General features: G+C 69.7%; 24 protein-coding genes. 19 read left to right on the top strand and 5 right to left on the bottom strand.

Translation table 11 applies throughout. From position 1 onward, the window contains the following. The first annotated feature begins 17 nt into the window (after window positions 1-17). Window positions 18-1,241: a L,D-transpeptidase gene (locus QMG86_RS28600; protein ID WP_281881175.1), complete on the top strand. Its 1,224-nt coding sequence runs from the start codon at window positions 18-20 to the stop codon at window positions 1,239-1,241. 6 nt (window positions 1,242-1,247) lie between these two features. Here the strand turns inward: QMG86_RS28600 and mscL are convergent, their stop codons facing one another. Beyond that, window positions 1,248-1,721, bottom strand: coding sequence for a large conductance mechanosensitive channel protein MscL (gene mscL / locus QMG86_RS28595; RefSeq protein WP_281881174.1), 474 nt, complete (start codon window positions 1,719-1,721; stop codon window positions 1,248-1,250). A gap of 122 nt (window positions 1,722-1,843) precedes the next feature. Next, window positions 1,844-2,581 carry an SDR family NAD(P)-dependent oxidoreductase gene (locus tag QMG86_RS28590; protein ID WP_281875827.1) on the bottom strand — a complete coding sequence of 246 codons (738 nt, stop codon included), beginning with the start codon at window positions 2,579-2,581 and terminating at the stop codon, window positions 1,844-1,846. 69 nt (window positions 2,582-2,650) lie between these two features. Here QMG86_RS28590 and QMG86_RS28585 point away from each other — a divergent pair, with 69 nt between their 5' ends. The 8 genes from QMG86_RS28585 (at window position 2,651) to QMG86_RS28550 (ending at window position 11,453) form a co-directional block, all read left to right on the top strand. Next, a complete protein-coding gene (locus tag QMG86_RS28585) occupies window positions 2,651-3,472 on the top strand; it encodes an alpha/beta fold hydrolase (protein ID WP_281875826.1) in 822 nt (273 codons plus the stop codon). 77 nt (window positions 3,473-3,549) lie between these two features. Then, window positions 3,550-4,980: a D-inositol-3-phosphate glycosyltransferase gene (gene mshA / locus QMG86_RS28580; RefSeq protein WP_281875825.1), complete on the top strand. Its 1,431-nt coding sequence runs from the start codon at window positions 3,550-3,552 to the stop codon at window positions 4,978-4,980. 5 nt (window positions 4,981-4,985) lie between these two features. Next, window positions 4,986-5,480, top strand: a complete 495-nt coding sequence (locus tag QMG86_RS28575) for a type III secretion system chaperone family protein (protein ID WP_281881173.1) — start codon at window positions 4,986-4,988, stop codon at window positions 5,478-5,480. A 67-nt stretch (window positions 5,481-5,547) separates the two neighbouring features. Then, complete coding sequence (locus tag QMG86_RS28570) at window positions 5,548-6,438, top strand: ROK family protein (protein ID WP_281875823.1); 891 nt, start codon at window positions 5,548-5,550, stop codon at window positions 6,436-6,438. An 81-nt stretch (window positions 6,439-6,519) separates the two neighbouring features. Continuing rightward, window positions 6,520-7,257, top strand: a complete 738-nt coding sequence (locus QMG86_RS28565) for a phosphoglyceromutase (protein ID WP_281875822.1) — start codon at window positions 6,520-6,522, stop codon at window positions 7,255-7,257. Between the two features lie 215 nt (window positions 7,258-7,472). Further along, window positions 7,473-9,530: a CocE/NonD family hydrolase gene (locus QMG86_RS28560; RefSeq protein WP_281875821.1), complete on the top strand. Its 2,058-nt coding sequence runs from the start codon at window positions 7,473-7,475 to the stop codon at window positions 9,528-9,530. Window positions 9,531-9,716: 186 nt separating this feature from the next. After that, the gene (locus QMG86_RS28555) at window positions 9,717-10,136 is read left to right on the top strand and encodes a YciI family protein (RefSeq protein ID WP_281875820.1); all 420 of its coding nucleotides are present in this window, start codon (window positions 9,717-9,719) and stop codon (window positions 10,134-10,136) included. Between the two features lie 15 nt (window positions 10,137-10,151). Beyond that, on the top strand, window positions 10,152-11,453 hold the full coding sequence (locus QMG86_RS28550) for an RNA polymerase sigma factor (protein WP_281875819.1): 1,302 nt from the start codon (window positions 10,152-10,154) through the stop codon (window positions 11,451-11,453). Window positions 11,454-11,464: 11 nt separating this feature from the next. Here QMG86_RS28550 and QMG86_RS28545 read toward each other — a convergent pair whose 3' ends face one another. Further along, a complete protein-coding gene (locus QMG86_RS28545; protein ID WP_281875818.1) occupies window positions 11,465-12,124 on the bottom strand; it encodes an NADPH-dependent F420 reductase in 660 nt (219 codons plus the stop codon). A gap of 91 nt (window positions 12,125-12,215) precedes the next feature. On the opposite strand from QMG86_RS28545, the gene QMG86_RS28540 reads away from it, so the two are divergent. From QMG86_RS28540 to QMG86_RS28530, 3 genes are all read left to right on the top strand, one after another. Further along, window positions 12,216-12,623, top strand: coding sequence for a winged helix-turn-helix transcriptional regulator (locus tag QMG86_RS28540; protein WP_281875817.1), 408 nt, complete (start codon window positions 12,216-12,218; stop codon window positions 12,621-12,623). Between the two features lie 141 nt (window positions 12,624-12,764). Next, window positions 12,765-14,000 (top strand): sensor histidine kinase, encoded by a 1,236-nt coding sequence (locus QMG86_RS28535; protein ID WP_281875816.1) that lies wholly within the window; start codon window positions 12,765-12,767, stop codon window positions 13,998-14,000. Then, window positions 13,997-14,686 (top strand): response regulator transcription factor, encoded by a 690-nt coding sequence (locus tag QMG86_RS28530; protein ID WP_039802162.1) that lies wholly within the window; start codon window positions 13,997-13,999, stop codon window positions 14,684-14,686. The genes QMG86_RS28535 and QMG86_RS28530 overlap by 4 nt, the downstream gene beginning before the upstream one ends. 193 nt (window positions 14,687-14,879) lie before the next feature. Here the strand turns inward: QMG86_RS28530 and QMG86_RS28525 are convergent, their stop codons facing one another. Together QMG86_RS28525 and QMG86_RS28520 are read right to left on the bottom strand one after the other, a co-directional pair. After that, on the bottom strand, window positions 14,880-15,209 hold the full coding sequence (locus QMG86_RS28525) for a hypothetical protein (protein ID WP_281875814.1): 330 nt from the start codon (window positions 15,207-15,209) through the stop codon (window positions 14,880-14,882). A 108-nt stretch (window positions 15,210-15,317) separates the two neighbouring features. Continuing rightward, window positions 15,318-16,190 (bottom strand): DUF3109 family protein, encoded by an 873-nt coding sequence (locus QMG86_RS28520; RefSeq protein WP_281875812.1) that lies wholly within the window; start codon window positions 16,188-16,190, stop codon window positions 15,318-15,320. Between the two features lie 65 nt (window positions 16,191-16,255). Between QMG86_RS28520 and QMG86_RS28515 the strand changes: the two genes are divergently transcribed. From QMG86_RS28515 to QMG86_RS28485, 7 genes are all read left to right on the top strand, one after another. Continuing rightward, a complete protein-coding gene (locus QMG86_RS28515; protein ID WP_281875810.1) occupies window positions 16,256-17,290 on the top strand; it encodes a Ppx/GppA family phosphatase in 1,035 nt (344 codons plus the stop codon). Continuing rightward, window positions 17,287-18,867, top strand: a complete 1,581-nt coding sequence (locus QMG86_RS28510; RefSeq protein WP_281875808.1) for an Rv0497 family membrane protein — start codon at window positions 17,287-17,289, stop codon at window positions 18,865-18,867. Before QMG86_RS28515 ends, QMG86_RS28510 begins: the two co-directional genes overlap by 4 nt. Before the next feature lie 115 nt (window positions 18,868-18,982). Continuing rightward, on the top strand, window positions 18,983-19,861 hold the full coding sequence (locus QMG86_RS28505; protein WP_350356419.1) for a sugar phosphate isomerase/epimerase family protein: 879 nt from the start codon (window positions 18,983-18,985) through the stop codon (window positions 19,859-19,861). A 136-nt stretch (window positions 19,862-19,997) separates the two neighbouring features. Continuing rightward, window positions 19,998-20,885: a thioesterase family protein gene (locus QMG86_RS28500; protein WP_281875806.1), complete on the top strand. Its 888-nt coding sequence runs from the start codon at window positions 19,998-20,000 to the stop codon at window positions 20,883-20,885. Window positions 20,886-20,917: 32 nt separating this feature from the next. Then, on the top strand, window positions 20,918-21,736 hold the full coding sequence (gene proC, locus QMG86_RS28495) for a pyrroline-5-carboxylate reductase (RefSeq protein WP_281875805.1): 819 nt from the start codon (window positions 20,918-20,920) through the stop codon (window positions 21,734-21,736). A 163-nt stretch (window positions 21,737-21,899) separates the two neighbouring features. After that, on the top strand, window positions 21,900-22,184 hold the full coding sequence (locus tag QMG86_RS28490) for a helix-turn-helix domain-containing protein (RefSeq protein WP_281875803.1): 285 nt from the start codon (window positions 21,900-21,902) through the stop codon (window positions 22,182-22,184). A 226-nt stretch (window positions 22,185-22,410) separates the two neighbouring features. After that, on the top strand, window positions 22,411-22,512 hold the full coding sequence (locus QMG86_RS28485; RefSeq protein WP_003402602.1) for a 30S ribosomal protein bS22: 102 nt from the start codon (window positions 22,411-22,413) through the stop codon (window positions 22,510-22,512). Window positions 22,513-22,685: the final 173 nt, after the last annotated feature.

The raw sequence follows: 22,685 nt of genomic DNA, 5'->3' as shown, positions 1-22,685 counted from the left end.
AAGTGAACCACCGCCCGATGATCCGCCGATCGGTTGCCGTGGTGTCGGCCGTCCTGCTGGTGGTCGTCGCCCTGGCGACCGGATGCACGATAGACCGCGACTCCGGCAAGCCGGGGTCCGCCACCGGTCCGATCGCGAAAGCAACGTTGAATCCAGCCGACGACGCCACGAACGTCAACCCGACCGCGCCGGTCTCGGTGACGATCAGCGACGGCACCATCGACCAGGTGGCGCTGACCAACGCCGCAGGCAAGCAGGTTCGCGGCGAGCTCGCGCCGGACCGGCGCGGTTTCACCATCACCGAGCCGCTCGGCTACGACGCCACCTACACCTGGTCGGGCACCGCCGTCGGCACCGACGGCAAGGCGATCCCGATCGACGGCTCGTTCCGCACCCTCGCCCCCAAGAGCACCGTCCCGGCGACCCTGAACATCGGCGACAACCAGGAAGTCGGCATCGCCGCGCCGATCATCCTGCAGTTCAAGTCCTCCGTCGCGAACAAGGCGGCGGTGGAGAAGGCGCTGACCATCACCACCGATCCGCCAACCGAGGGCGCGTGGGCCTGGTTCCCGGACGACGGCGGCTCCCGGCTGCACTGGCGTCCGAAGAACTATTGGACGCCGGGGACGAGCGTGCACGTCTCGGCCCGGCTCTACGGACTCGACCTGGGCGGCGGCAATTACGGCGATTCCGATCTGACCACGGATTTCCGCATCGGCCGCAGCCAGATCGTCAAGGCGAGCGCGCCGAGCCACCGCATGCAGGTGGTGCGCGACGGGCAGGTGGTGTTCGATTTCGCGGTCAGTTACGGCGAGGGCAACGAACCGCGCAACGTGACCCGTTCCGGCGTTCACGTGGTCACGGAGAAGTACGAGGATTTCCTGATGTCGAATCCGCCGTACTACACCAATGTCCGCGAACGCTGGGCGGTACGCATCTCCAACAACGGCGAATTCATCCACGCCAACCCGGAATCACTGTCGGCGCAAGGGTCGGCGAACGTCACCAACGGGTGCATCAATCTCTCGCCCGGTGACGCCCAGGCGTATTTCCCCACGGCTCTGTACGGCGATCCGGTCGAAGTGACCGGCACATCGATCCCGCTGTCGGCCGCCGACGGCGACCTCTACGACTGGACCATCGACTGGAGCACCTGGAAGACCATGTCGGCGTTGCAGGGCGCGCCGTCGGCCGTGGTCTCTGCCACGCCCTTGCCGCCGCGGCCCGCCGGAGCGCGCTGACCGGTTCTAGCGCACCTTCACGTTCTGGGGTTCGGCCTCGCGGTCGTCCGAGTGCTCCGCTTCGACCTCGCGGTTGGCAGCGCGTTCGGCGTGGATCGCGTCGTGCCGCTCGGCGAGCAGGTCGCGGATCTCGGTCAACAGCTCGATCTGGGTGGGCTCGGCGGCCTTCGGGGTGCCGAAGCGGTTCTTGATCGTCTTCATCGGCAGGATCAGCACGAAATACAGCACCGCGGCGACCATGACGAAATCGATGGTGGCGGTGATGATCGGGCCGATGGCGATGAAGGTGGCGGGTTTGGAGGGGATCAGCTGCACGCCGAGGCCGAGTTGGTTGGTGCTGCCGAAGACCGCGAGCAGCGGATTGACGACGCCTTTCGTCACCGAGGTCACCACGGAGGTGAACGCCGTGCCCATCACGACGGCGACCGCGAGGTCGATGACGTTCCCGCGCATCAGGAACTCTTTGAAGCCCTTGAACATGAGCCGAATCACTCCCATCCGATGTCCTTGCCCTTGCGGCTGCACGGATGCTAACGGCTCCGGGCGAACAGCGAAGTCCCGGCATTTCGCGGCCGGACCGACGGCACCGGCCGAGTCGTTCGCTACGCGGGGCGGCGGGCGAATCGGCCCGCGTCCGCCTGGTCCCGCGGCTTGATGACGATCTGGTCCAGGTTGACGTGCGCGGGCCGCGACGCGACGAACCCGATGACTTCCGCGATGTCCTGGGCGACCAGCGGGTCGATGCCCTCGTACACCTTGGCCGCCCGGTCGGCGTCGCCGCCGAAACGCACCAGCGAGAACTCGGTTTCCACCGCCCCGGGAGCGATCTCCGTCAGTCGCACCGGCTGCCCGAGCAGCTCACCGCGCAGCGTGCGGTGCAGCACGGCCTGCGCGTGCTTGGCGGAGGTGTAACCGGAACCGTTGTCGTAGGCGGTGAACGCGGCCACCGACGTGACGGTGACGATCAACCCGTCGCCGGAAGCGATCAGCTTCGGCAGCAGGGCCTTGGTGACACGCAGCGTGCCGAGCACGTTGGTCTCCCACATCCAGCGCCAGTCGTCCAGGTCGGCCTCGGCCACCGGAGCCAGCCCCTTGGCGCCGCCCGCGTTGTTGACCAGCACGTCGACGCGCTCGACCGCTTCGCCGAACGCGCGCACCGATTCGTCCGAGGTGACGTCGAGTTCGACTGCGGTGCCGCCGATCTCGTCGGCCAGGCGGCGCAGACGATCGAGCCTGCGCGCGCCGACGTAGACGTGATAGCCCTGCTTCGCCAGCTCGCGGGCGGTGGCCTCCCCGATCCCCGAGCTGGCTCCGGTGACGACGGCGGTGCGAGTGCTCATGCCAGCGATCCTAGGTGCGCGAGGTTTGCCGGGCGCGGCCCGGTCACCGCGCGCGGTTAGCCTCGGGGCATGGCTATTCGGGACGTGGTGAGTGCGGACGGGACGAACATCGTCTACCGGGTGAGCGGTCCGGCGCACAGCAGGCCGCTGGTGTTGCTGCACGGTTGGTCGGCGAATCTGCGCTGCTGGGGCGCGGCCGCCGACGACCTCGCGGCGCGTTTCCGGGTGATCGCCGTCGACCTGCGCGGCCACGGCTACTCCGACGCGCCCGCGGCGGGCTACGACGATCCGAAGAACTGGGCGGCCGACGTCGCGGCGGTGCTGGCGGCCGAGAGCATCGCGTCCGGCGCGGTGCTGCTCGGTTGGTCCTACGGCGGGATCGTGCTGTCGGACTACTTGACCGCCTACGGCACGGACGCCGTCGCGGGCGTCGTCTACACCGGCTCGATGGCGAACATCGGTCCCGGCGTGCCGGGTGCGGCGACCGGCGACATGATGCGCGAGGCCATCCCCGGCGTCTTCGACGACAGCGCGGGACGGGCCGTGCGCGCCTTCGGCGTGTTCGGCAACGCCAACACCGGACCGGGCACGGACAAGGGCCCGGACGCCCAGCGCCTGTTCGGGGCCAGTCTCGCCACTCCGCCCGCGGTGCGCAAAGCGCTGTTCTACCGGACCGTCGACAACACCGAGACGCTGCGCGCGCTGGACGTTCCGGTGCTCGTGCTGCACGGGACGGCCGACCGGGTGGTCCCGATCGAGAACGGCCGCTACATCGTCGAGGCCGCCCCGGACGCGCGCGCGTCGTTCTGGGAAGGCGCCCAGCACGGGCTGTTCATCGAGGACCGCCCCCGCTTCGTCGCCGAGGTCGGTGCGTTCGCCGAGAGCCTGTGATCGGACTCATGTCTGCCCTGTGATAGCTCTCACTTGCCGCGGATAGCGTGTCTGGGCCGGGGAACGCAACGTGCACTATGGATAGTGTGAGCCAGCGCCCGGGCCTACGGCCGAACCGTATCGCCGTGTTATCGGTGCACACCTCACCACTCGCTCAGCCGGGTACCGGCGATGCGGGCGGCATGAACGTCTACGTTCTGCAGACGGCCGTCGAGCTGGCCCGGCGCGGCACCGAGGTGGAGATCTTCACCCGGGCCACGGCCTCCAACGTCCCGCCCGTCCAGGAGGCCGCGCCCGGCGTGCTGGTGCGCAACGTGGTGGCGGGCCCGTTCGAGGGGCTGGACAAGCACGATCTACCCACCCAGCTGTGCCCCTTCACCGCGGAGGTGCTGCGCCAGGAAGCCAGGCACCTGCCCGGTCACTACGACCTGGTGCACTCGCACTACTGGCTGTCCGGCCAGGTCGGTTGGCTGACCAGGGACCGCTGGCGGGTGCCGCTGGTGCACACCGCGCACACGCTGGCGGCGGTGAAGAACGCCGCGCTGGCCGAAGGCGACTGTCCCGAACCGGCGACCCGCGAGATCGGTGAGAAACAGGTGATCGCCGAATCCGACCGGCTGGTCGCCAATACCGCCGAAGAGGCCCGTCAGCTCGTCGAGCTGTACGGCGCCGATCCCGAGCGCATCGACGTCGTCCCGCCCGGCGCCGACCTGACCCGCTATCGCCCCGGTGACAAGGCCGCCGCCCGCGCCGAACTCGGACTGGCCGCCGACGAGCGGATCGTCGCGTTCGTCGGCCGGATCCAGCCGCTGAAGGCGCCCGATGTGCTGGTGCGCGCCGCGGCCGAGGTGCTGCGGGCCGACCCGGATCGCAAACTGCGCGTGCTGATCGTGGGCGGTCCGTCCGGCAGCGGACTGGAGCGGCCCCACGCGCTGATCGATCTGGCCGCCGAACTGGGCATCGCCGATCGGGTCAGCTTCCTGCCCCCGCAGCCGCCGCAGCGGCTGGTGCAGATCTATCGCGCGGCCGACCTGGTGGCGGTGCCGAGTTACAACGAGTCCTTCGGTTTGGTCGCGATCGAAGCGCAGGCCAGCGGTACTCCGGTGCTGGCCGCCGATGTGGGCGGCCTGGGCACGGCCGTGCGGCATGAAGTGTCCGGCCTGCTGGTCCCGGGACATCGCACCACGGATTGGGCGAACGCGCTGCGCCACCTGCTGGACGACCCCGATCGGCTGCATCGGATGAGCGAGCAGGCCGTCACGCACGCGGCCAATTTCTCCTGGGCGCACACCGCCGACGGGCTGCTCGCCAGCTACGCCGCGGCTCTTGCCGGTTTCCGGGACGAGCGGACGGGGCTCGGCGTCCTCGCACACAGCGTGGTGCGGGACGATGCTTACGACCGGGTCGCCACCGGCCCGGCCGGTGAGCGGACGGCCGCCCTGCTCGGTGAGACCAGCCAGTCCAGATCGCGGGCGCTGTGGCGGCGCCGGATGGGAGTACGCCGGTGAACGAGATACAGGTGACCGCGCAGCTCATCGACGAGACGCTGCGCGACAGAGAGATCGAGTACACCCGCCCGGGGGAGGAGACGTTCGTCGTCGTCCTGCCCGGCGAGCGCAAGCTGAAGACCACGGTGATGGTCACGGTGGGCAAGCACGGCCTGCGGTTCGAGGCGTTCGTCTGCCGCAAGCCGGACGAGAACTTCGAGGGCGTCTACAAATTCCTGCTGCGCCGCAACCGCAGGCTCTACGCCGTCGCCTACACCCTCGACCGGGTCGGGGACATCTATCTGGTGGGCCGCATGTCCGCGCACGCCGTCACCGCCGACGAACTGGACCGGGTGTTCGGGCAGATTCTCGAGGCCGTGGACGCCGACTTCAACGTGCTGCTGGAACTCGGCTTCGCGGAATCCATTCGGCGGGAATGGAAGTGGCGCGTCTCGCGCGGCGAGTCGCTGCAGAACCTGCGCGCTTTCGAGCACTTGGTCGACTCCGCCGACAAGCCGTAGCCGGTCGCCGGACCCGGCCCGCCGGGTGACAATCGCAGGCGGCTCGGATCGGCGAAGGGACACGGCGTTGGCGATTCTCGCTCTGGACATCGGCGCGACGAAGTTCGCGGCCGGGGTGGTCGGCCCCGGCCCCGAGGTGCGCGACGTGCGCCGGGTGGACGTGCCGGACGCCGGCGTGTGGGAAACCTGCCGCGAGCTGCTCCTGGCGGTGGCCGGTGGGGAACCCGTCGGTGCGGTGGGGATCGGTGCGGCCGGACCGGTGGACGTGCGGACCGGTGTCACGGGTCCGTTGAACATTCCCGAGTGGAAAGCGGGCTTTCCGGTGGTCGCCGCCGTGCAGGAGCTGTTCCCCGCCGCCGCGATTCGTTTCGCCATCGACGGCGCCTGTCTGGCGCTGGCCGAACATCGCCTCGGCGCGCTGCGCGGGGTGCCGGACGCGCTGGCCATGACGGTGTCGTCGGGGATCGGCGGCGGGATCGTCGCGGACGGGAAGGTACTGCTGGGGCGCACCGGTAACGCCGGGCACGTGGGCCACATCGTCGTGCCCGGCTGGAACACACCCTGCGGCTGCGGTGGCCGCGGCTGCGTCGAAGCGGTCGCGAGCGGCATGTCGTCGGTGCGCTGGGCGCGCGAGCAGGGCTGGTCCGGCGCGACGGGCGCGCAACTGGCCGCGGACGCGCACGCGGGCGACGAACTCGCCGTCGCCGCGCTGCGCCGGGCGGGCACCGCGCTCGGCACGGCCATCGCGTCGGCCGCGGCCCTGCTGGACGTCGACCGGGTGGTGATCGGCGGCGGATTCGCGCAATCCGGTGCGCCGCTGTGGGATCCGCTGCGCGCCGCGCTGGACGCGCACGCCGGGCTGAAGTTCCTGCGCGGGCTGCGAGTGGAACTCTCCGAGATCACCCACGGCGCCACCTTGGCGGGCGCGGGGGTGCTCGCCGTCGAGGAACCGGTCTGACTTCGCGCTTTCCCGCGCGGGCCGGGGCGGCGTGGCGGGAACCGATGCGACCGGGTCGAGCGCGCATGGGAGGATGACCGCATGACGTACACCCTCGTGCTGCTGCGCCACGGCGAGAGCGAATGGAATGCCATGAACCTGTTCACCGGCTGGGTGGACGTGCATCTGACCGACAAGGGCATCGCCGAGGGCAAGCGCGCCGGGGAACTGCTGGCCGAGCACGGCATCCTGCCGGATGTCGTCTACACCTCGCTGCTGCGCCGCGCGATCTCCACCGCGAACATCGCGCTGGACGCCGCCGACCGGCACTGGATCCCGGTGATCCGGGACTGGCGGCTCAACGAGCGGCACTACGGCGAGCTGCAGGGCAAGAACAAGGCGCAGATCCGGGAGAAGTACGGCGACGAGCAGTTCATGCTGTGGCGCCGCAGCTACGACACCCCGCCGCCGCCGATCGACCCGGCCAACGAGTACAGCCAGGAAGGCGACCCGCGCTACGCGGGCATCGACGTCCCGAAGACCGAATGCCTGCTGGACGTGGTCAACCGGATGGTGCCCTACTGGGAGTCGACCATCTCCAAGGACCTGCTGTCCGGCAAGACCGTGCTGGTCGCCGCGCACGGCAACTCGCTGCGCGCGCTGGTCAAGCACCTCGATCGGATCTCCGACGACGACATCGCGGGCCTGAACATCCCCACCGGCATCCCGCTGCGCTACGAGCTGGACGAGAACCTCCGCCCGGTGCGCCCGCACGAGTACCTGGATCCCGAGGCGGCCGCCGCGGGAGCCGCCGCTGTCGCCGGGCAGGGCGGCAAATAGCCCGCACAGCGCGAACCTGCGACGCGCCGTCGCCCCGCCGGGGTGGCGGCGCGTTGTCGTTTTTCCCGCGGGCGACAGCGTTGCCGGGCGACACGCCGGTGCGCTGACATCGACCTGCGACGCGGCTGCGCCGGATTAAGTTACCCACTGTTTTTACCGGCAAGTAGATAGGTACACTCTGGTCGTTCGACCAGCCGAGAGGTGGATCACGTCCGATGAAGCACGCGTTGCGGGCCACGGTGGCGGCAGTTGCCGTCACGATGCTCGTTCCCTTCCTCGCCGGCGGCGCCGATGCCGTCGCGCCGCCTACCGGTCCGGACGGCGGCGCCGCGGGAGCGGCCTGGGCGGCGACCCAGGACGGCCCTCAGCAGTACCCCAACATCCACATCCAGTGGGACGTTCCCATCACGATGAGTGACGGGACCGTCCTGAAGGGCAATGTCTACCGCCCCGCCGACGCCTCCGGCCGCCCGGTCGACGCGCCCACGCCGACGATCGTCAACCTCACGCCGTACACCAAGCTGGTCTCGAACCTGGCCGATCACGCGCAGTCGATACCCGGCCTGTCCGACGCGCTGATCGAGTTCTTCCGGCAGATCGACATGAGCGGCACTCCGCTGTCCGGCGTCACCGATCTGACGAAGGCGTTCGGCGGTGGCGAATTGCGCAACTTCACCGTCGACCGGCAGCTGATCAAGAGCGGTTACACCCAGGTGGTCGTCGACGTGCGCGGTACCGGGTTCTCCCAGGGTGTCTGGGACATGCTGCGCGGGCGCGAACAGCAGGACACGGTCGAGGTGATCGACTGGGCCTCCCGGCAGCCGTGGTCCAACGGGCGCGTCGGCATGAACGGCATCTCCTACTCCGGGATCAACCAGGTGCAGGCCGCCGAGCAGCGGCCGCCCGCCTTGCAGGCGATCTTCCCCGTGGTGCCGGGCAGCGACCTGGTCAACGACGTGCTGGCGCCGGGCGGCGGCTTCGGCTTCAACTTCATTCCGCTGTGGCTGACCGCGATCAACGGCCTCAAGCTGATCCCGGACCTGGCCTCGGTGCTCAACGGTCAACTGGACACCACGTGGCTGGCCGACCGCGCCCGCGACCCGTTGACGTTCATGGACGTCCTGCTGAACGTCTACACCACCGCGCGTCTGGAGGATCTCGACCCGCGCGCCAAGGAATTGCTGACCGACGGCTCCGGGCCGCGGCAGGACTGGCTCGGTGATCCGGGCGGCATCCGGACGCCGACCTTCGTCACCGGCGGCTGGCACGACCTGTTCACCTACTCGGAATCCAAGATCTACAACGAGATTCCGCTGCCGCCGGGCCAGAAGCAGTTGCTGATGGGCAACACCTACCACCTCAACTCGGGCAACGAGTACGGCAAGCCGGGCCTGCCGCCGCGGCTGGACGTGCTGCAGCGCGCGTGGTTCGACAAGTGGCTCAAGGATGTCGACAACGGCATCGACCAATACGGCCCGATCACCTTGCGCCAGCAGGGCGGCGGCTGGATCACCACCGATTCGTTCGCCGCGCCGACCGCTACGGCGGATCCGGCACAGGCGGTGCACCGCAGGATGTATCTGTCTGCCGCGCCCAGCGGCACCGCCGCCAGCGTCTACGACGGTTCGCTCAGCCCCGAGGGCAGCGGCGAGCCCGCCCGCCTGACGGTCGCACCCGGCCTGACCAGCTTGTGCTCCAACGACGCGGCCCAGGGCACCGCCGGTGTGCTGTCGGTCATCGACGGTTGCGCCAAGGACTCCAGGGTCGAGGAACTCAACGGGCTGACCTTCACCAGCGCCCCGGTCGCCGAGCCGACCTCGATCTCCGGGCGGATCGCGGTGCGGCTCAACACCGTCCAGGACGCGGCCGACGGCTACTGGGTGGTCACCGTGAACGACGTCGCGCCGGACGGGCAGTCCAGCGTGCTGTCGTCGGGGCAGCTCATGGCCTCGCTGCGCGCGATCGACGAGGCGAACAGCAGCAAGTCGGCCAACGGCGACTACACCGACCCGCGGCCGTACACCTCGCTCGAGCAGCGGCAGCCGACGGTCCCGGGCGAAGTGACCACGCTGGACATCGCGCTGCCCGCCACCGAGGCGCTCCTGCAGCCGGGCCATCGCCTGCGCGTCGACGTGTACGCGGGCAACTTCCCCAAGGGCCTGCCGATTCTGCCGATGCTGATCGACACCGGCCTGCGGCCCCAGCATCTGGAACTGGATCCCGCTCGTCCGAGCTTCGTCAACATCCCGGTCCGGGGGAATCCGGGCTGGTAGACCGGGGCGTGCTCCCTCGCGCATCAAGGTTGACGCCGCGGGGTATGGGTGAGGGTGCACGCTCCGACCGGGTCTGTGGAACAGGCCGGAAAAAAATTTCCGCGCGTGTGTCGATCGTCTGGATCTTCCGTTCGACCTATGGGTGAGAGGGTCCAGTAAGGGACCCGGACAGCCAGGGAGACAACGATGAAATTCATGCTGATCATGCGCGCCACCGACGAGGCCTACGCCAGCATGGTGAACACCGACTTCAACCAGATGATCGACACCATGGGCAAATTCAACGACGAGCTGATCCGGGCGGGCGTGCTGCTCGCGGCGGAGGGGTTGGAGGATGCCGCCGAGGGTGTGGTCGTCGACTACTCCGCCGAGACCCCCGTCGTCACCGACGGCCCGTACGGCGAGACGAAGGAGTTGTTCGGCGGGTTCTACCTCCTCAACGTGGCGTCGAAGGAGGAGGCGATCGAGTGGGCCAAGCGGATGCCGGTCACCGGCCCCGGCTTCAAGACCGAGATCCGCCGGGTTCCCACGATCGACGAGTTCCCGCAGGACAACGTGTGGATCCAGAAGGAGCGGGCGTGGCGCGAGGCCACCGGTCAGCTCTGAACGGATCGAGGGGCGATGGGTGACCACACCGGCCGTGCGGCCGTCGCCGCCGTCTGGCGGATCGAGTCGGCCCGGATCGTCGGCGCGCTCGCCCGCTACACCGGCGACTTCGCGCTGGCCGAAGACCTGGCGCAGGAGGCGCTGGCCGAAGCGCTGGTGACCTGGCCGAGGGAGGGGGTGCCGCGCAATCCCGCCGGGTGGTTGCTCACCGTCGGCCGCCGTCGCGCGATCGACGCGTTCCGCCGGCGCTCCGCCCTCGACGAGAGGTACGCCGCCTTCGCCCGGGACCTGGGCGAAGGCGGCGCCGTCTCGGGTGGCCCACCGGCCGATCCCGTCCGGGACGCCCACGATGTGCTCTGGGATCCGGACCGGATCGATGACGACCTGCTCGCCCTGATGTTCGTCTCCTGCCATCCCGTGCTGTCGCGGGAGGCGCGGGTGGCGCTCACCTTGCGGGTGGTCGGCGGTCTGACCAGCGACGAGATCGCCAAGGCGTTCCTCGTTCCGGCCGCCACCGTGCAGGCGCGGATCACGCGCGCCAAGAAGACCCTCGCGGCGGCCCGGGTGCCGTTCGCCGTGCCCGCGGCCGACGAACGGGCCGAGCGCCTCGGCTCGGTGCTCAGTGTCGTCTACCTGATCTTCACCGAGGGGTCCTCGGCCAGCTCCGGTGCGGATCTGATCCGGCTCGACCTCGCGAGCGGGGCGCTACGCCTGGCCCGGGTGCTGGCCCGGCTGATGCCGGACGAGCCCGAGGTGCACGGCCTGCTGGCGCTGCTCGAGCTGACCGCGGCGCGTTTCCCCGCCCGTACCGGGCCGGACGGCGAGCCGGTGCTGCTGGAAGACCAGGACCGCCGCCGCTGGGACCGGGCGGCGATCGGCCGGGGCCGAGCCGCCCTGGCCCGCGCCGAGCAGGCCGGCCGGGGGCTGGGCGCCTACGGCCTGCAGGCGGCGATCGCCGAATGCCATGCCGTCGCCCCGTCGGTCGAGGAGACGAACTGGGAGCGCATCGTGCTCGTCTACGAGGCGCTCGGCCGGCTCGCGCCGTCGCCGGTGGTCGACCTCAACCGGGCGGTGGCGGTCGCTATGGCGCAGGGACCGGCCGCGGCGCTGCCGATCGTGGACGAGCTTGCGGCCACCGAGGCGCTCGCGCGGTCACACCTGCTGCCGAGCGTTCGCGGGGAACTGCTCGTCCGGCTGGGACGCACGCAGGAGGCGCGCACCGAACTGGAGCGCGCCCTCGGGCTGTGCGGCAACCAGCGCGAGCGGGTGGTGCTGGAGCGCAAGCTCGCGGGCCTCGACGCGGCCGATCCGGCCTGAGCGGCCCGCGGTCAGTCCGCGACGGCGAACGCGGCCGCCAAGGGCGGGAACATCGCGCGGACGTCGTGCCCGGCGAACCAGAGACCGACGGCGAACACCGACGTCGCCTCCAGGTACCGGGCCCGGTGCAGCCCGCCCGCCGGAAAAGGTTGTGTGCCGAGGTCTTCGGCCAGCGTCGCGACCGCTCGCACCGCGGCCGCGTCGTCGCCGCAGAGCGGCACCGCCAAGCGACGCTCGTCGAAGACCCGCGCGGTCGCCTGCCACACCTCGGCGGCACAGAGGTTGAACGCTTTCACCACCTTCGCCCCTGGCGCCTGCGCCGTGATCCGTTCGGCGACAGCGTCCTCCGCGAGGACGAACGCGGTGGCCCCCTCGGGCGCGGCGGCGTCCGGGGCGAAGGCATTCGTGCAGTCGATCACCGTGCGGCCGGTCAGCAGCTCTCCGACGGCGCGCAGCACTTCCGGCAACGCGGGCACCGGCAACGCGAGCAGCACCACATCCCCGAAAACCGCGGCGTCGCCGATCGTTCCGGCCCGCGCGCCGATCGCGGCCGCCAGTTCCGCCGCGGCCTCGGCGTTCCGGGCGCCGACCAGCACCTCGTGACCCGCCGCGCGCCAGCCGCCGCCGAGCGCCCGCGCCATCGCGCCCGCGCCGATGATTCCGATTCGCATCCGAACTCCTCACTCGAAAGGTTTCCGCCGACGAGGCTAGGAACCCCGATACGCACTCCGGGGTGCGCAACGGCGCTGGCAAGCTGGAACCGTGAGCGCAGTACCGATCGAACCGGTCACCGCCGAACGGGTGGAATTCGCGCCCTACGGCGACTTCGAATCCGACTGCCCGGCCCGGATGGGGGTGGACATCTTCGGCAACTCCTGGTTGCCGGTGATCGTCTACCTGCTGCGCGATGGCCCCATGCGTCCCGGTGAGCTGCGCACGGCCATCGGCGGGATCAGCCAGAAGATGCTGACGCAGACGCTGCGCCGGATGGAACGGATGACGCTGGTGCGCCGCCGCCGCTACGCCGAGGCGCCGCCGCGCGTCGAGTACGAGCTGACGGCCGCGGGCGCGGATCTGCTCGTGCCGATCTACGCCCTCGGCGACTGGGTGGACAAACACGGCCGCGCGGTGAACGAGGCGCTCGCCGGAGCCGACAACCAAGCGGACTGACCGGTCGGTGAATACGCTGCGGGTACGCAACGTCGAACAGTGCGTAAACATGCGGCTAACGGGGCCGGAAGGGGCCATGACCTGCGCGAAACTTCGTGTACCCCGCGTTGGCCGACCGGTCGGCGACCGTACGATTCAAGTGTGAGTGTTCCCCAGGCCGTGCTGCTGGCCATCTTGGCGGCTGTCGTCGGCCTGGCAGTCGGCGGGCTATTGATCCCGTATGTGAATGCCAGGCAGGCCGCGCGCAGGCAGGCCGAGTCCGGTCTCACCATGTCCCAGGTCCTCGACCTGATCGTGCTCGCCTCCGAGAGCGGGATCGCCGTCGTCGACGAGTACCGCGACGTGGTTCTGGTCAATCCGCGTGCGGAGGAACTCGGGCTGGTCCGCAATCGCCTGCTCGACGAGCGCGCCTGGGCCGCGGTGGAGAAGGTGCTGGCCACCGGCGAATCCGCCGAGTTCGACCTGACCGCGAAGAATCCGGTCCCCGGCCGCGGCCGCATCGCGGTGCGCGGCGTCGCCCGGCAGCTGTCGCGCGAGGAGACCACCTTCACCGTGCTGTTCGCCGACGATGATTCCGAGCAGGCCCGCATGGAGGCCACCCGTCGCGACTTCGTCGCGAACGTCAGTCACGAGCTCAAGACCCCGGTCGGCGCGATGAGCCTGCTCGCCGAAGCTCTCCTGGAATCCGCCGAAGACCCGGAGGCCGTGCGACACTTCGGTCAGCGTGTGCTCGGCGAATCGCGTCGCCTCGGCAAGATGGTGACCGAACTCATAGCGCTCTCTCGCCTGCAAGGCGCGGAGAAACTGCCCGAACTCGAGGTGGTGGACGTGGACACCGTGGTGATGCAGGCCGTGGATCGTTCCCGCACCGCCGCCGAAGCCGCCGGGATCACCGTCAGCACCGACCGCCCGAGCGGCCTCGAGGTGCTCGGCGACGAAACACTGCTGGTCACCGCCCTGTCCAACCTGGTGGAGAACGCGATCGCCTACTCACCGGCCGGCTCCCATGTCTCGGTGAGCCGCTCGCTGCGCGGCGATCACGTGGCGATGGCGGTCACCGACCGCGGCATCGGCATCGCCAAGGAAGACCAGGAGCGGGTGTTCGAGCGCTTCTTCCGGTCCGACAAGGCGCGTTCCCGCGCCACCGGCGGCACCGGTCTCGGCCTGGCTATCGTCAAACACGTGGCCGCCAACCACAACGGGGAAATCACCCTGTGGAGCAAGTTGGGCACCGGATCGACGTTCACCTTGCGCATACCCGCCCACCACGAAGCAGGCGCCGACGACGACCACGACGGCGCCGTGGTGGGCACGAAAGAAACAAGCCCGCGTCCCACCGGGCCGGGCCGACCGAATGGTGTGGAGGCACGCAGATGACGAGTGTTCTGATCGTCGAGGATGAGGAGTCGCTGGCCGATCCGCTCGCGTTCCTGCTGCGCAAGGAGGGTTTCGAGGTCACCGTGGTGGGTGACGGGCCATCCGCGCTCGCCGAGTTCGACCGGTCCGGTGCGGACATCGTCCTACTCGACCTCATGCTGCCCGGCATGAGCGGCACCGACGTGTGCAAGCAGTTGCGCACCCGCAGCGGCGTCCCGGTGATCATGGTCACCGCGCGCGACAGCGAGATCGACAAGGTGGTCGGCCTGGAACTGGGCGCCGACGACTACGTGACCAAGCCGTATTCCGCGCGTGAACTCATCGCGCGCATCCGCGCCGTGCTGCGCCGCGGCGCGGGCGACGAGCTGGAGGGCTCCAACGAGAGCGGCGTGCTGGAAGCCGGTCCGGTCCGGATGGACGTCGACCGGCACACCGTGATGGTGAACGGCAAGCCGGTCACGCTGCCGCTCAAGGAGTTCGATCTGCTCGAATACCTGCTGCGCAATTCCGGACGGGTGCTCACCCGCGGCCAGCTGATCGACCGCGTGTGGGGCGCCGACTACGTCGGTGACACCAAGACCCTGGACGTGCACGTCAAGCGGTTGCGCTCGAAGATCGAGGCGGATCCGGCCAAGCCGGAACACCTGGTCACCGTGCGCGGCCTCGGTTACAAACTCGAAGCGTAGACCCCCGAAGCGAGGTCAGTTCCGGCCTCGATCCACGCCGACGCCCCATGTGCTCACGAAACGCAACAACTGATTTCGTGAGCACATGGGTAACTCGCCGGGGACGCCCAGAACGCGCGTGGGCATCCAACGCAGGACCTGAACGCAAATTTCGCGCTCCCGACCAGTACGGCCTGAAGACGCGGAGAGGCGGCTACGGCAAGTAGATCCAGGTGGTGCCCAGCGGGGTCTCGGTCTTCTGCAGAGTGATCCAGCCCAGATCGTCTTCCTGCATGCAGTCGTAGAGGTCCGCGGTGTTGGTGCCACGGCAGGCGATGGTGTGCGAGGTGCCGTACGGGCTCGCGATCAGGAGCTTGCCCGCGGCCTTGGCGTTGACCGCCGCCGGGTCGGTGGCCGCCACGAACTCCGTGGTGAAGTCGTAGAACTTGTGCGGATCGCCGTTCGGCTCGGCGTGGGCTACTCCGGTCAGCGAGAGGGCGGCGCCCAGGGCGATGGTCGCCACGGTGAGAACTTTCTTGGACATAACGGCACATCAAACCCGATCCGGGTAAAGCTCGCATGGCGACGGGGTGAACCACCCGCCGAACCGGACCGCCCACGGCTCCCAACCGAGCGCTCGATCGGCAAACGCTCAGGCGAACGGATCCGCCGAATCGCGCATGCGATCGGCGTGCACCGTCGCCGGGTGGACGGCGATCAAGCCCAAGCCCTCGCGGCGCTTGCAGTGCCGGGCCAGCTCGGCGTACGCGGGCGCGCCGATCAGTTCGGTCAGCTCGGGAGCGTAGGACTGCCACACCGGCTTGCTGCCGACATGGGCGTCGGGCGAACCCGAGCAGTACCAGTCCAGATCGGCTCCGCCCGGCCCCCAACCACGGCGGTCGTACTCCGTGATCACCGTGCGCAGGATCTGCACGCCGTCGGGCCGGTCCACCCAGTCCTGGGTGCGGCGGATCGGCAGCTGCCAGCACACGTCCGGCTTGACCTCCAGCGGCTCGATGCCGCGCCGCAGCGCCATGGTGTGCAGGGCGCAGCCGACCCCGCCGGCGAAGCCGGGACGGTTGAGGAAGATGCACGCGCCCTCGAACCGCCGGGTGCGCAGGGCGGGCTCGTCGTCCAGTTCGTCGAGTTCCAGATAGCCGCCCTTGGTGATCTTGCCCTGCGGGTTGGTCGCCTCGTCCCGCAGTTGCCAGTCCTGGGGTGTGAGCATCTTCACGGCGCGAGCCAGCCTCTTCCGGTCGTCCTCGTCGGAGAGGAACGCGCCGTGCGAGCAGCAGCCGTCGTCCGGCCGGTCGGACAGGATCCCCTGACAAGCCGGGGTGCCGAAGACGCACGTCCACCTCGACAGCAGCCAGGTCAGGTCGGCGACGATCACGTGCTCGTCGTTTGCCGGGTCTACGAACTCGATCCACTCACGGGGAAAGTCGGGGTCGACTTCGGGGGCTGGGTCGATCTTCCCCGCTGGTCGGGGCCGGGTCGGGCTGCTCGGGGATGCGCCTACCGTCACGAAATAGGACGCTAACAGTTCGGTCGCCTGGGTTGAAGTGCCGCATCACCCAGTACCGTGTTCATGTGCGGCTTGGGGTACTCGATGTCGGAAGCAATACCGTTCACCTGCTCGTGGTGGACGCGCACCGTGGCGGTCACCCCCTGCCGATGAGCTCGACGAAAGCCACCTTGCGGCTGGCGGAGAACATCGACGACGCCGGGTGCATCACCGAGGCGGGCGCGCGGCGGCTGATCGACACCGTGGCCGAATTCGCCAGCATCGCCGAGACCTCCAGATGCGTCGAACTGATGCCGTTCGCCACCTCCGCGCTGCGGGAAGCGGCCAATTCCGACGAGGTCCTCGGCCGCGTGCGCGCGGAGACCGGCGTCGATCTGCGGGTGCTGACCGGCGTCGACGAGGCGCGGCTGACCTTTCTCGCGGTACGCCGCTGGTACGGCTGGAGCGCCGGGCGCATCCTCAACCTGGACATCGGCGGCGGCTCGCTGGAAATGACCAACGGCGGCGACGAGGAACCCGATGTCGCGCTCTCTTTACAGCTCGGCGCCGGCCGGTTGACCAGGGAATGGCTGCGCGAGGATCCGCCCGGCAAGCGCCGGGTGGCGGTGCTGCGCGACTGGCTCGACGCCGAGCTGGTGGTACCGGCGAAGAAGCTGCTCGAGCCGGGTAAGCCCGATCTCGCGGTCGGCACGTCGAAGACGTTCCGGTCCCTGGCCCGCCTGACCGGAGCGGCGCCCTCGGCGGCGGGCCCGCGGGTGCGTCGTACACTCACGAGCTCGGGCCTGCGCCAACTGATTGCGTTCATCTCGCGGATGACCGCGGCGGACCGTGCAGAATTGGAAGGCGTAAGTTCCGATCGGTCACAGCAATTGGTGGCCGGTGCGTTGGTCGCGGAGGCGAGTATGCGGGCACTTTCGCTGGATTCCTTGGAGATTTGTCCGTGGGCGCTGCGTGAAGGGCTCATCCTGCGCAAACTGGATACCGATATGAATGGTGGACCCGAAGCAACGTACTCAGCGGGCTCGGCGACCGGAGACGGTCGGCCGGCGTCCGGCAGCGGCGCCCCGGCGCCGGGCTCGATCGGGACGGTGTCGTCATGAGTGAGGACTCCAAACAGTTGTCGGTCGCGGAACTGCTGGCGCGCAACGGCCAGCAGAGCGGCGCCTCGTCCGGCGGTGGCAGGCGCCGCCGCAGTGGGCGCGGCATCTCCGTCGCCGAACTCACCGGCGACCTGCCGGTCATCCGGGAAGGCGGCGGTCACTCCGCGCACGCGGCGCCCGATGCCGGCGCGGACGAGCAGGCCTACGCGCCGCCCTCGTTCGATCCGCCCGCGCCGGAGCCGGTGTCCTACTCGCCCGAGCCGCAGCCCGACCTGTCGTCGTATTCACCCATGTCGGGCCCGATCTCGATGTACGACCCGCTGGCCGGTTACGCGCAGCCCGACCCGCCGCAGTCCGATCCGCCGCCCGGTAGATCCAGCCGGGTCATGCCAGGGCGGGAGATGCCTTCCGCGCGGCACGGCTCGTCGTTCGACCCGCTGTCGCCCGATACCCCGGTGTCCGAGCTGTTCTCGGCCGCCCCCGTTCCGTACGTCCCCGACCCGCTGCCCGAGACGCCGCCGCGTTCGGGGCGCAGGCGCAGGCGGGAGGAACCCGACGAGCAGGCCACCGAGGTCCGCTCCTGGCACGATGTCTCGCCCGAGCCGTTCGGCGGGGGAGCGCTGCCCGATCGCGGTATCGGCGAACCGGGGCGCAACAGCCACGTCGAACTCGACGAGCCCGCGTTCGGCCGCTCAGCCCTTCCCGAGCGCAATGGCGCCAGGGGCGGTCGCGCGGCCAGGCGCAGAGCGGCGGAGGCGGCGGAAGCGGCCGAGGATCTCGGCCCGTCCACCGCGGCGTGGTCACCGTCCACCGGCGGATTCGCCCCCGAGTCGGAACCGCTGCCGCTCCCGCCGCCGCCCGATCCGAGACCGAAGCCGAGCAGACCCGCTCCTCCCGAGCCGCAGCCGGACGGGCATCGCAGATCGGCCCGTCGCGAGGGCGTCGGCGAGAACGGTCTCCCGGCCTGGTCGGCCCGGCGGCACAAGCCACAGCCCGATCCCGCGCCGGAATCCGGCGGCCTTTCGACCGCCGCGTGGTCGCTGGCCAGCCAGGACCAGCAGCTGCTCTCCGGCCAGACGGTCGCGGGCGACCTGCTGCGCGATGGCGTCGACCGGGCCGAGCGCGGGGCGGCGCAACGGCGCGGGCGCGGTGGGCGCGCCGCCGTCGACGTCGCGGAAATGGACGGCGTCACCGACGTCTACGAGCCGATCGAGCTGGACGAGGACGACGAGGACGATCTCCCCGGCGAACCCCGCGCCGCCACCCGGGCCGCGTCGCGCCGGTCCCGGACGGCCAAGAAGACGGAGGACGACGACAACCGGCGCCAATGGATGATCCTCGGCGGCCAGAGCACCGGCGCCGCCGTCGCGGGCATGCTGCTGTTCAAGGGCTTCGAGCGCATGTGGGAGATGCTTCCCTGGGTGGCGCTCGCGCTGGCGATGATCGTGATTCTCGGCCTGGTGGCCCTCGTGCGGATTCTGCGCAGGACCGACGACATCCTCAGCACTGTGATCGCCGTCGTCGTGGGCATCTTCGTGACGCTGGGGCCACTGGCCTTTCTTCTCAGCACGAACTGAGCAGGGAGCAGTCGTGGCGAATATCGGACAAGCGAACGAGACCGGGGCGGGGACGCGTACGGACGCCGGGCCGCCGGGAGAAGACGAGAGTGCGGCCCGGCCGCGTCCGATCCGGGTGGGGCTCTCGACCGCCTCGGTGTACCCGCAGAATACGGAGGCCGCGTTCCGGTACGCCGCCGAGCTGGGCTACGACGGCGTCGAGCTGATGGTGTGGGCCGAGCCCGCCAGCCAGAGCATCGCCACCGTGCAGGCCTACGCGCGCAAATACGACGTTCCAGTGCTCGCGTTGCACGCGCCGTGCCTGTTGATCTCGCAGCGCGTGTGGGGGTCGGACCCGGTGGCCAAGCTGGAGCGCAGTGTGCACACCGCCGAGGCGCTGGGCGCGAGCACGGTGGTCGTGCATCCACCGTTCCGCTGGCAGCGCCGCTACGCGGCGGGGTTCGCCGCGCAGGTGGCCGAGCTGGAGGAGAACAGCCCGGTGATCGTGGCCGTGGAGAACATGTTCCCGATGCGGGCCGACACGCTGTTCGGCCGGCGCGAAGGCGCGGTGAAACGGTTGGAGCGCCGTGGCGGTCCCGGCCCGGCGGTCACCGCCTTCAGCCCCTCCTACGACCCGACCGACACCGGCTTCCGCCACTACACCTTGGACCTGTCGCACACCGCCACCGCCGGAGCCGATCCCCTGGCGCTGGCTGCGCGCATGGGCTCGGGACTGGCCCATCTGCACTTGGCCGACGGCCGGGGCGCCGCGCACGACGAGCATCTCGTTCCTGGCGAGGGCACCCAGCCGTGCGTCGAGGTGTGCGCGAATCTGGTCCGTACCGGCTTCAGCGGCCAAGTCGTCGCCGAGATCAACACGCAGAACGCGCGCACCACCAAGGAGCGGGCCGAGATGCTGCACCGCACGCTGGCCTTCGCCCGCAAGCACTTGGTCGTGGCCGCCGCGCCCACCCCGGCCGGTGCGAGCCGGAGGTCGCCCGACCGCCCGATGTGACGCTCATCGCTTCTGCGCCATGCGGCGATGCGGTTCGGGACGGGACGCGTTGTACGCTGTACGAACCCTCCGGCGACGATGCGGGCCGCACCCGCCAACGGCGCCATCGGGTGGAGGTCGACGGACAGGAGTGAGGATGACGATGGAGCTGACGGCCGAATTCGGCCCGGCGGCCACGACCGACGCACCGTTCAGCCGGGTGTGCGCGGTGCGCGAGGCGCCGCCCGCCACCGCGGAGACCGGCCGCTATCTGGGTGTCATCGACGACATCTGGACCATCGGCCCGAAGGTGCACGGCGGGACGATGGTCGCGGGCAGCGCCGCGGCGGCCACGAATTGGCTGCGCGCCTCAGATCCGGCGCTGGTCGGCATGGCGCCGATCGCCGCGAGTTCCGATTTCCTCGGCGCCCCGGACCCCGGCGAGGTCGAGTACGAGGTGCGCGTCCGCAAGATCGGTCGCCAGATCTGCCTGGCCGACACCGACCTGATCCAGGACGGCCGCGTCCTGGTGCGCACGGCGCTGACCTTCAGCCGTCTCGACGACGCGGAACCGAGCTACGCGCCGCAGCACTCCGACATGCCCGTGCAGCCGCCCGCCGACGCCATCGGCTACGAGCCCGGTTCCCAGATGGGCGACATCGTGCACGTCGGCCAAGGCGCCGAGATCTACCTCGATCGCGAGTGGGCCCGCTTCCTCGACGGAGAAAAGGGCGAACCGCGTCTGCGGATGTGGATCCGCCCGCGACCGGGCGACGAACAGGACCCCGACGTCGCGATGTACTTCGCCATGATGTGTGCCGACATGAGCCCGCCGGTGCCGGTGAACCTGGGCCACTTCGGCTGGGCCCCCACCGTGCAGATGACCACCTACCTGCGCCGCAGGCCCGCGTCGGGCTGGCTGCGGATCATCGCCACCACGCACGAGGTGGGCGGGCGCATGTTCGACGAGGACCAGCTGGTGCTCGACTCCACCGGCGCGGTCGTCGCGCAGAGTCGTCAGCTGGCGCTCGTTCCCCAGCGCTGAGCTTCGGCGCGCGCCGTCTAGCCTTGAGGCCCATGACGAGAATTGCGGTGATCGGTGGCGGGCGCATCGGGGAGGCGTTGGTCGCCGGGTTGCTGGAGTCCGGGCGGCTGACCAAGGACCTGGTCGTCGTGGAGACCCATCGGGAACGCGCCCATCAGCTCGCCGAACGCTTCGGCATCCGGGTCACCGACGATTTGGCGGATGCCGCGATCGGCGCGGATCTGCTGGTGATCGCGGTGAAACCGAACGACGTCGACGCGGTTCTCGCGCCGCTGGGCAAGGCGGAGATCGGCAGCGACCGCGATCAAGTGCTGGTCTCGCTGGCGGCCGGTGTGCCGACCGGCCGGCTGGAGGGCAAGATGCCCGCCGGGTTCCCGGTGGTGCGGGTGATGCCGAATACGCCGATGCTGGTGGGGCAGGGCATGAGCGTCATCGCGCCGGGCCGCTACGCGCGCGAGCAGCATCTGGAACTGGTGAGCGAGGTGCTCGGCGCGGTCGGCAAGGTGGTCACCGTGGCGGAGAGCCAGATGGACGCGGTCACCGCGGTGTCCGGATCGGGGCCCGCCTATTTCTTCCTGGTCGTGGAGGCCATGGTGGAGGCGGGCGTCGGGCTCGGGCTGACCAGGGACGTGGCCACCCAGCTCGTCGTGCAGACCATGGTCGGCTCGGCCGCCCTGCTCGACAGTTCTACGCAGACCGCCGCGGAACTGCGCGCCGCGGTGACCTCACCGGCGGGCACCACCGCGGCCGCGATCCGCGAGCTCGAGCGCGGAGGACTACGCTCGGCGTTCTACGAAGCCCTCGTGGCGGCCAAGGAAAGGTCGCTGGAACAGGGCGCGTCAGCGGAGTGACCGGTCTGTTTAAAATCGGAAAACCCGATTTCTCACTCCCGTCGCAGTAACACCACTGGTCCCGCTAAGCTTCAAGGAGCACGTGCGTGTCTGTTCCGCCGGTGGGGAAGCCGGCGGCGCGGACGTGCCGGAGGTCAATGGTGCAATGATGTCTGCGAACAAGATGTCTGCGAATTCCGGAGGGTCCGGCGGCTCCGGTCCCGCGGGCGGTCGGGGGAATTCCCGTACACAGCGTGAGGCCGCGACACAGGGGCAATCCGTGCTCGGCGGCGGCACCCAGTTTCTCACCGTCGCCGAAGTGGCGAATCTGATGCGGGTGTCCAAGATGACGGTCTACCGGCTGGTGCACTCGGGCGAGTTGCCCGCCGTGCGCGTCGGCCGATCGTTCCGAGTGCACGCCAAGGCGGTGCACGACTATCTGGAAACGTCCTATTTCGACGCCGGATGAGGCGGTTTCGAGACCACCGGGGCGGGCCGGTACGATAGCTCCTCGGTTCGTGTTCGCCCGCCGGTGGCATCGCTGTTCGTTGCCCCGTGGTATCCGGCGGCGCGGACACGGGGCGTGAGCTTGCCGAGTGACCCCGGCCCGTCGGCCGGGGACTCGGCGGACGGGCGTCCGGCAATCGCGCACGGGCAGCGTGCGCGCCGAGTAGAGAGAACGCGAGGACAACCCTATGGGTTCTGTGATCAAGAAGCGCCGCAAGCGCATGTCGAAGAAGAAGCACCGCAAGCTGCTTCGCCGTACGCGTGTGCAGCGGCGCAAACTCGGCAAGTAAGGCATCGCTGCGTGGTAGCCGCAGGAGCCCGTCACCAATAGGTGACGGGCTCTTTTGTTTGAAATTTGAAATTTTGAAATCCTCATTTGTATCACGTGACTGAAGTCATCGTTAGATCCTGGTTAATACTCTCGGTGAGCGGGTAGGCAGCCGCTACGCTAGGCACTGGGAAT

The sequence above is a fragment of the Nocardia sputorum genome (genome assembly GCF_027924405.1).
Lineage (GTDB): Bacteria > Actinomycetota > Actinomycetes > Mycobacteriales > Mycobacteriaceae > Nocardia > Nocardia sputorum.
This window is presented reverse-complemented; position numbering and strand designations above follow the sequence as displayed.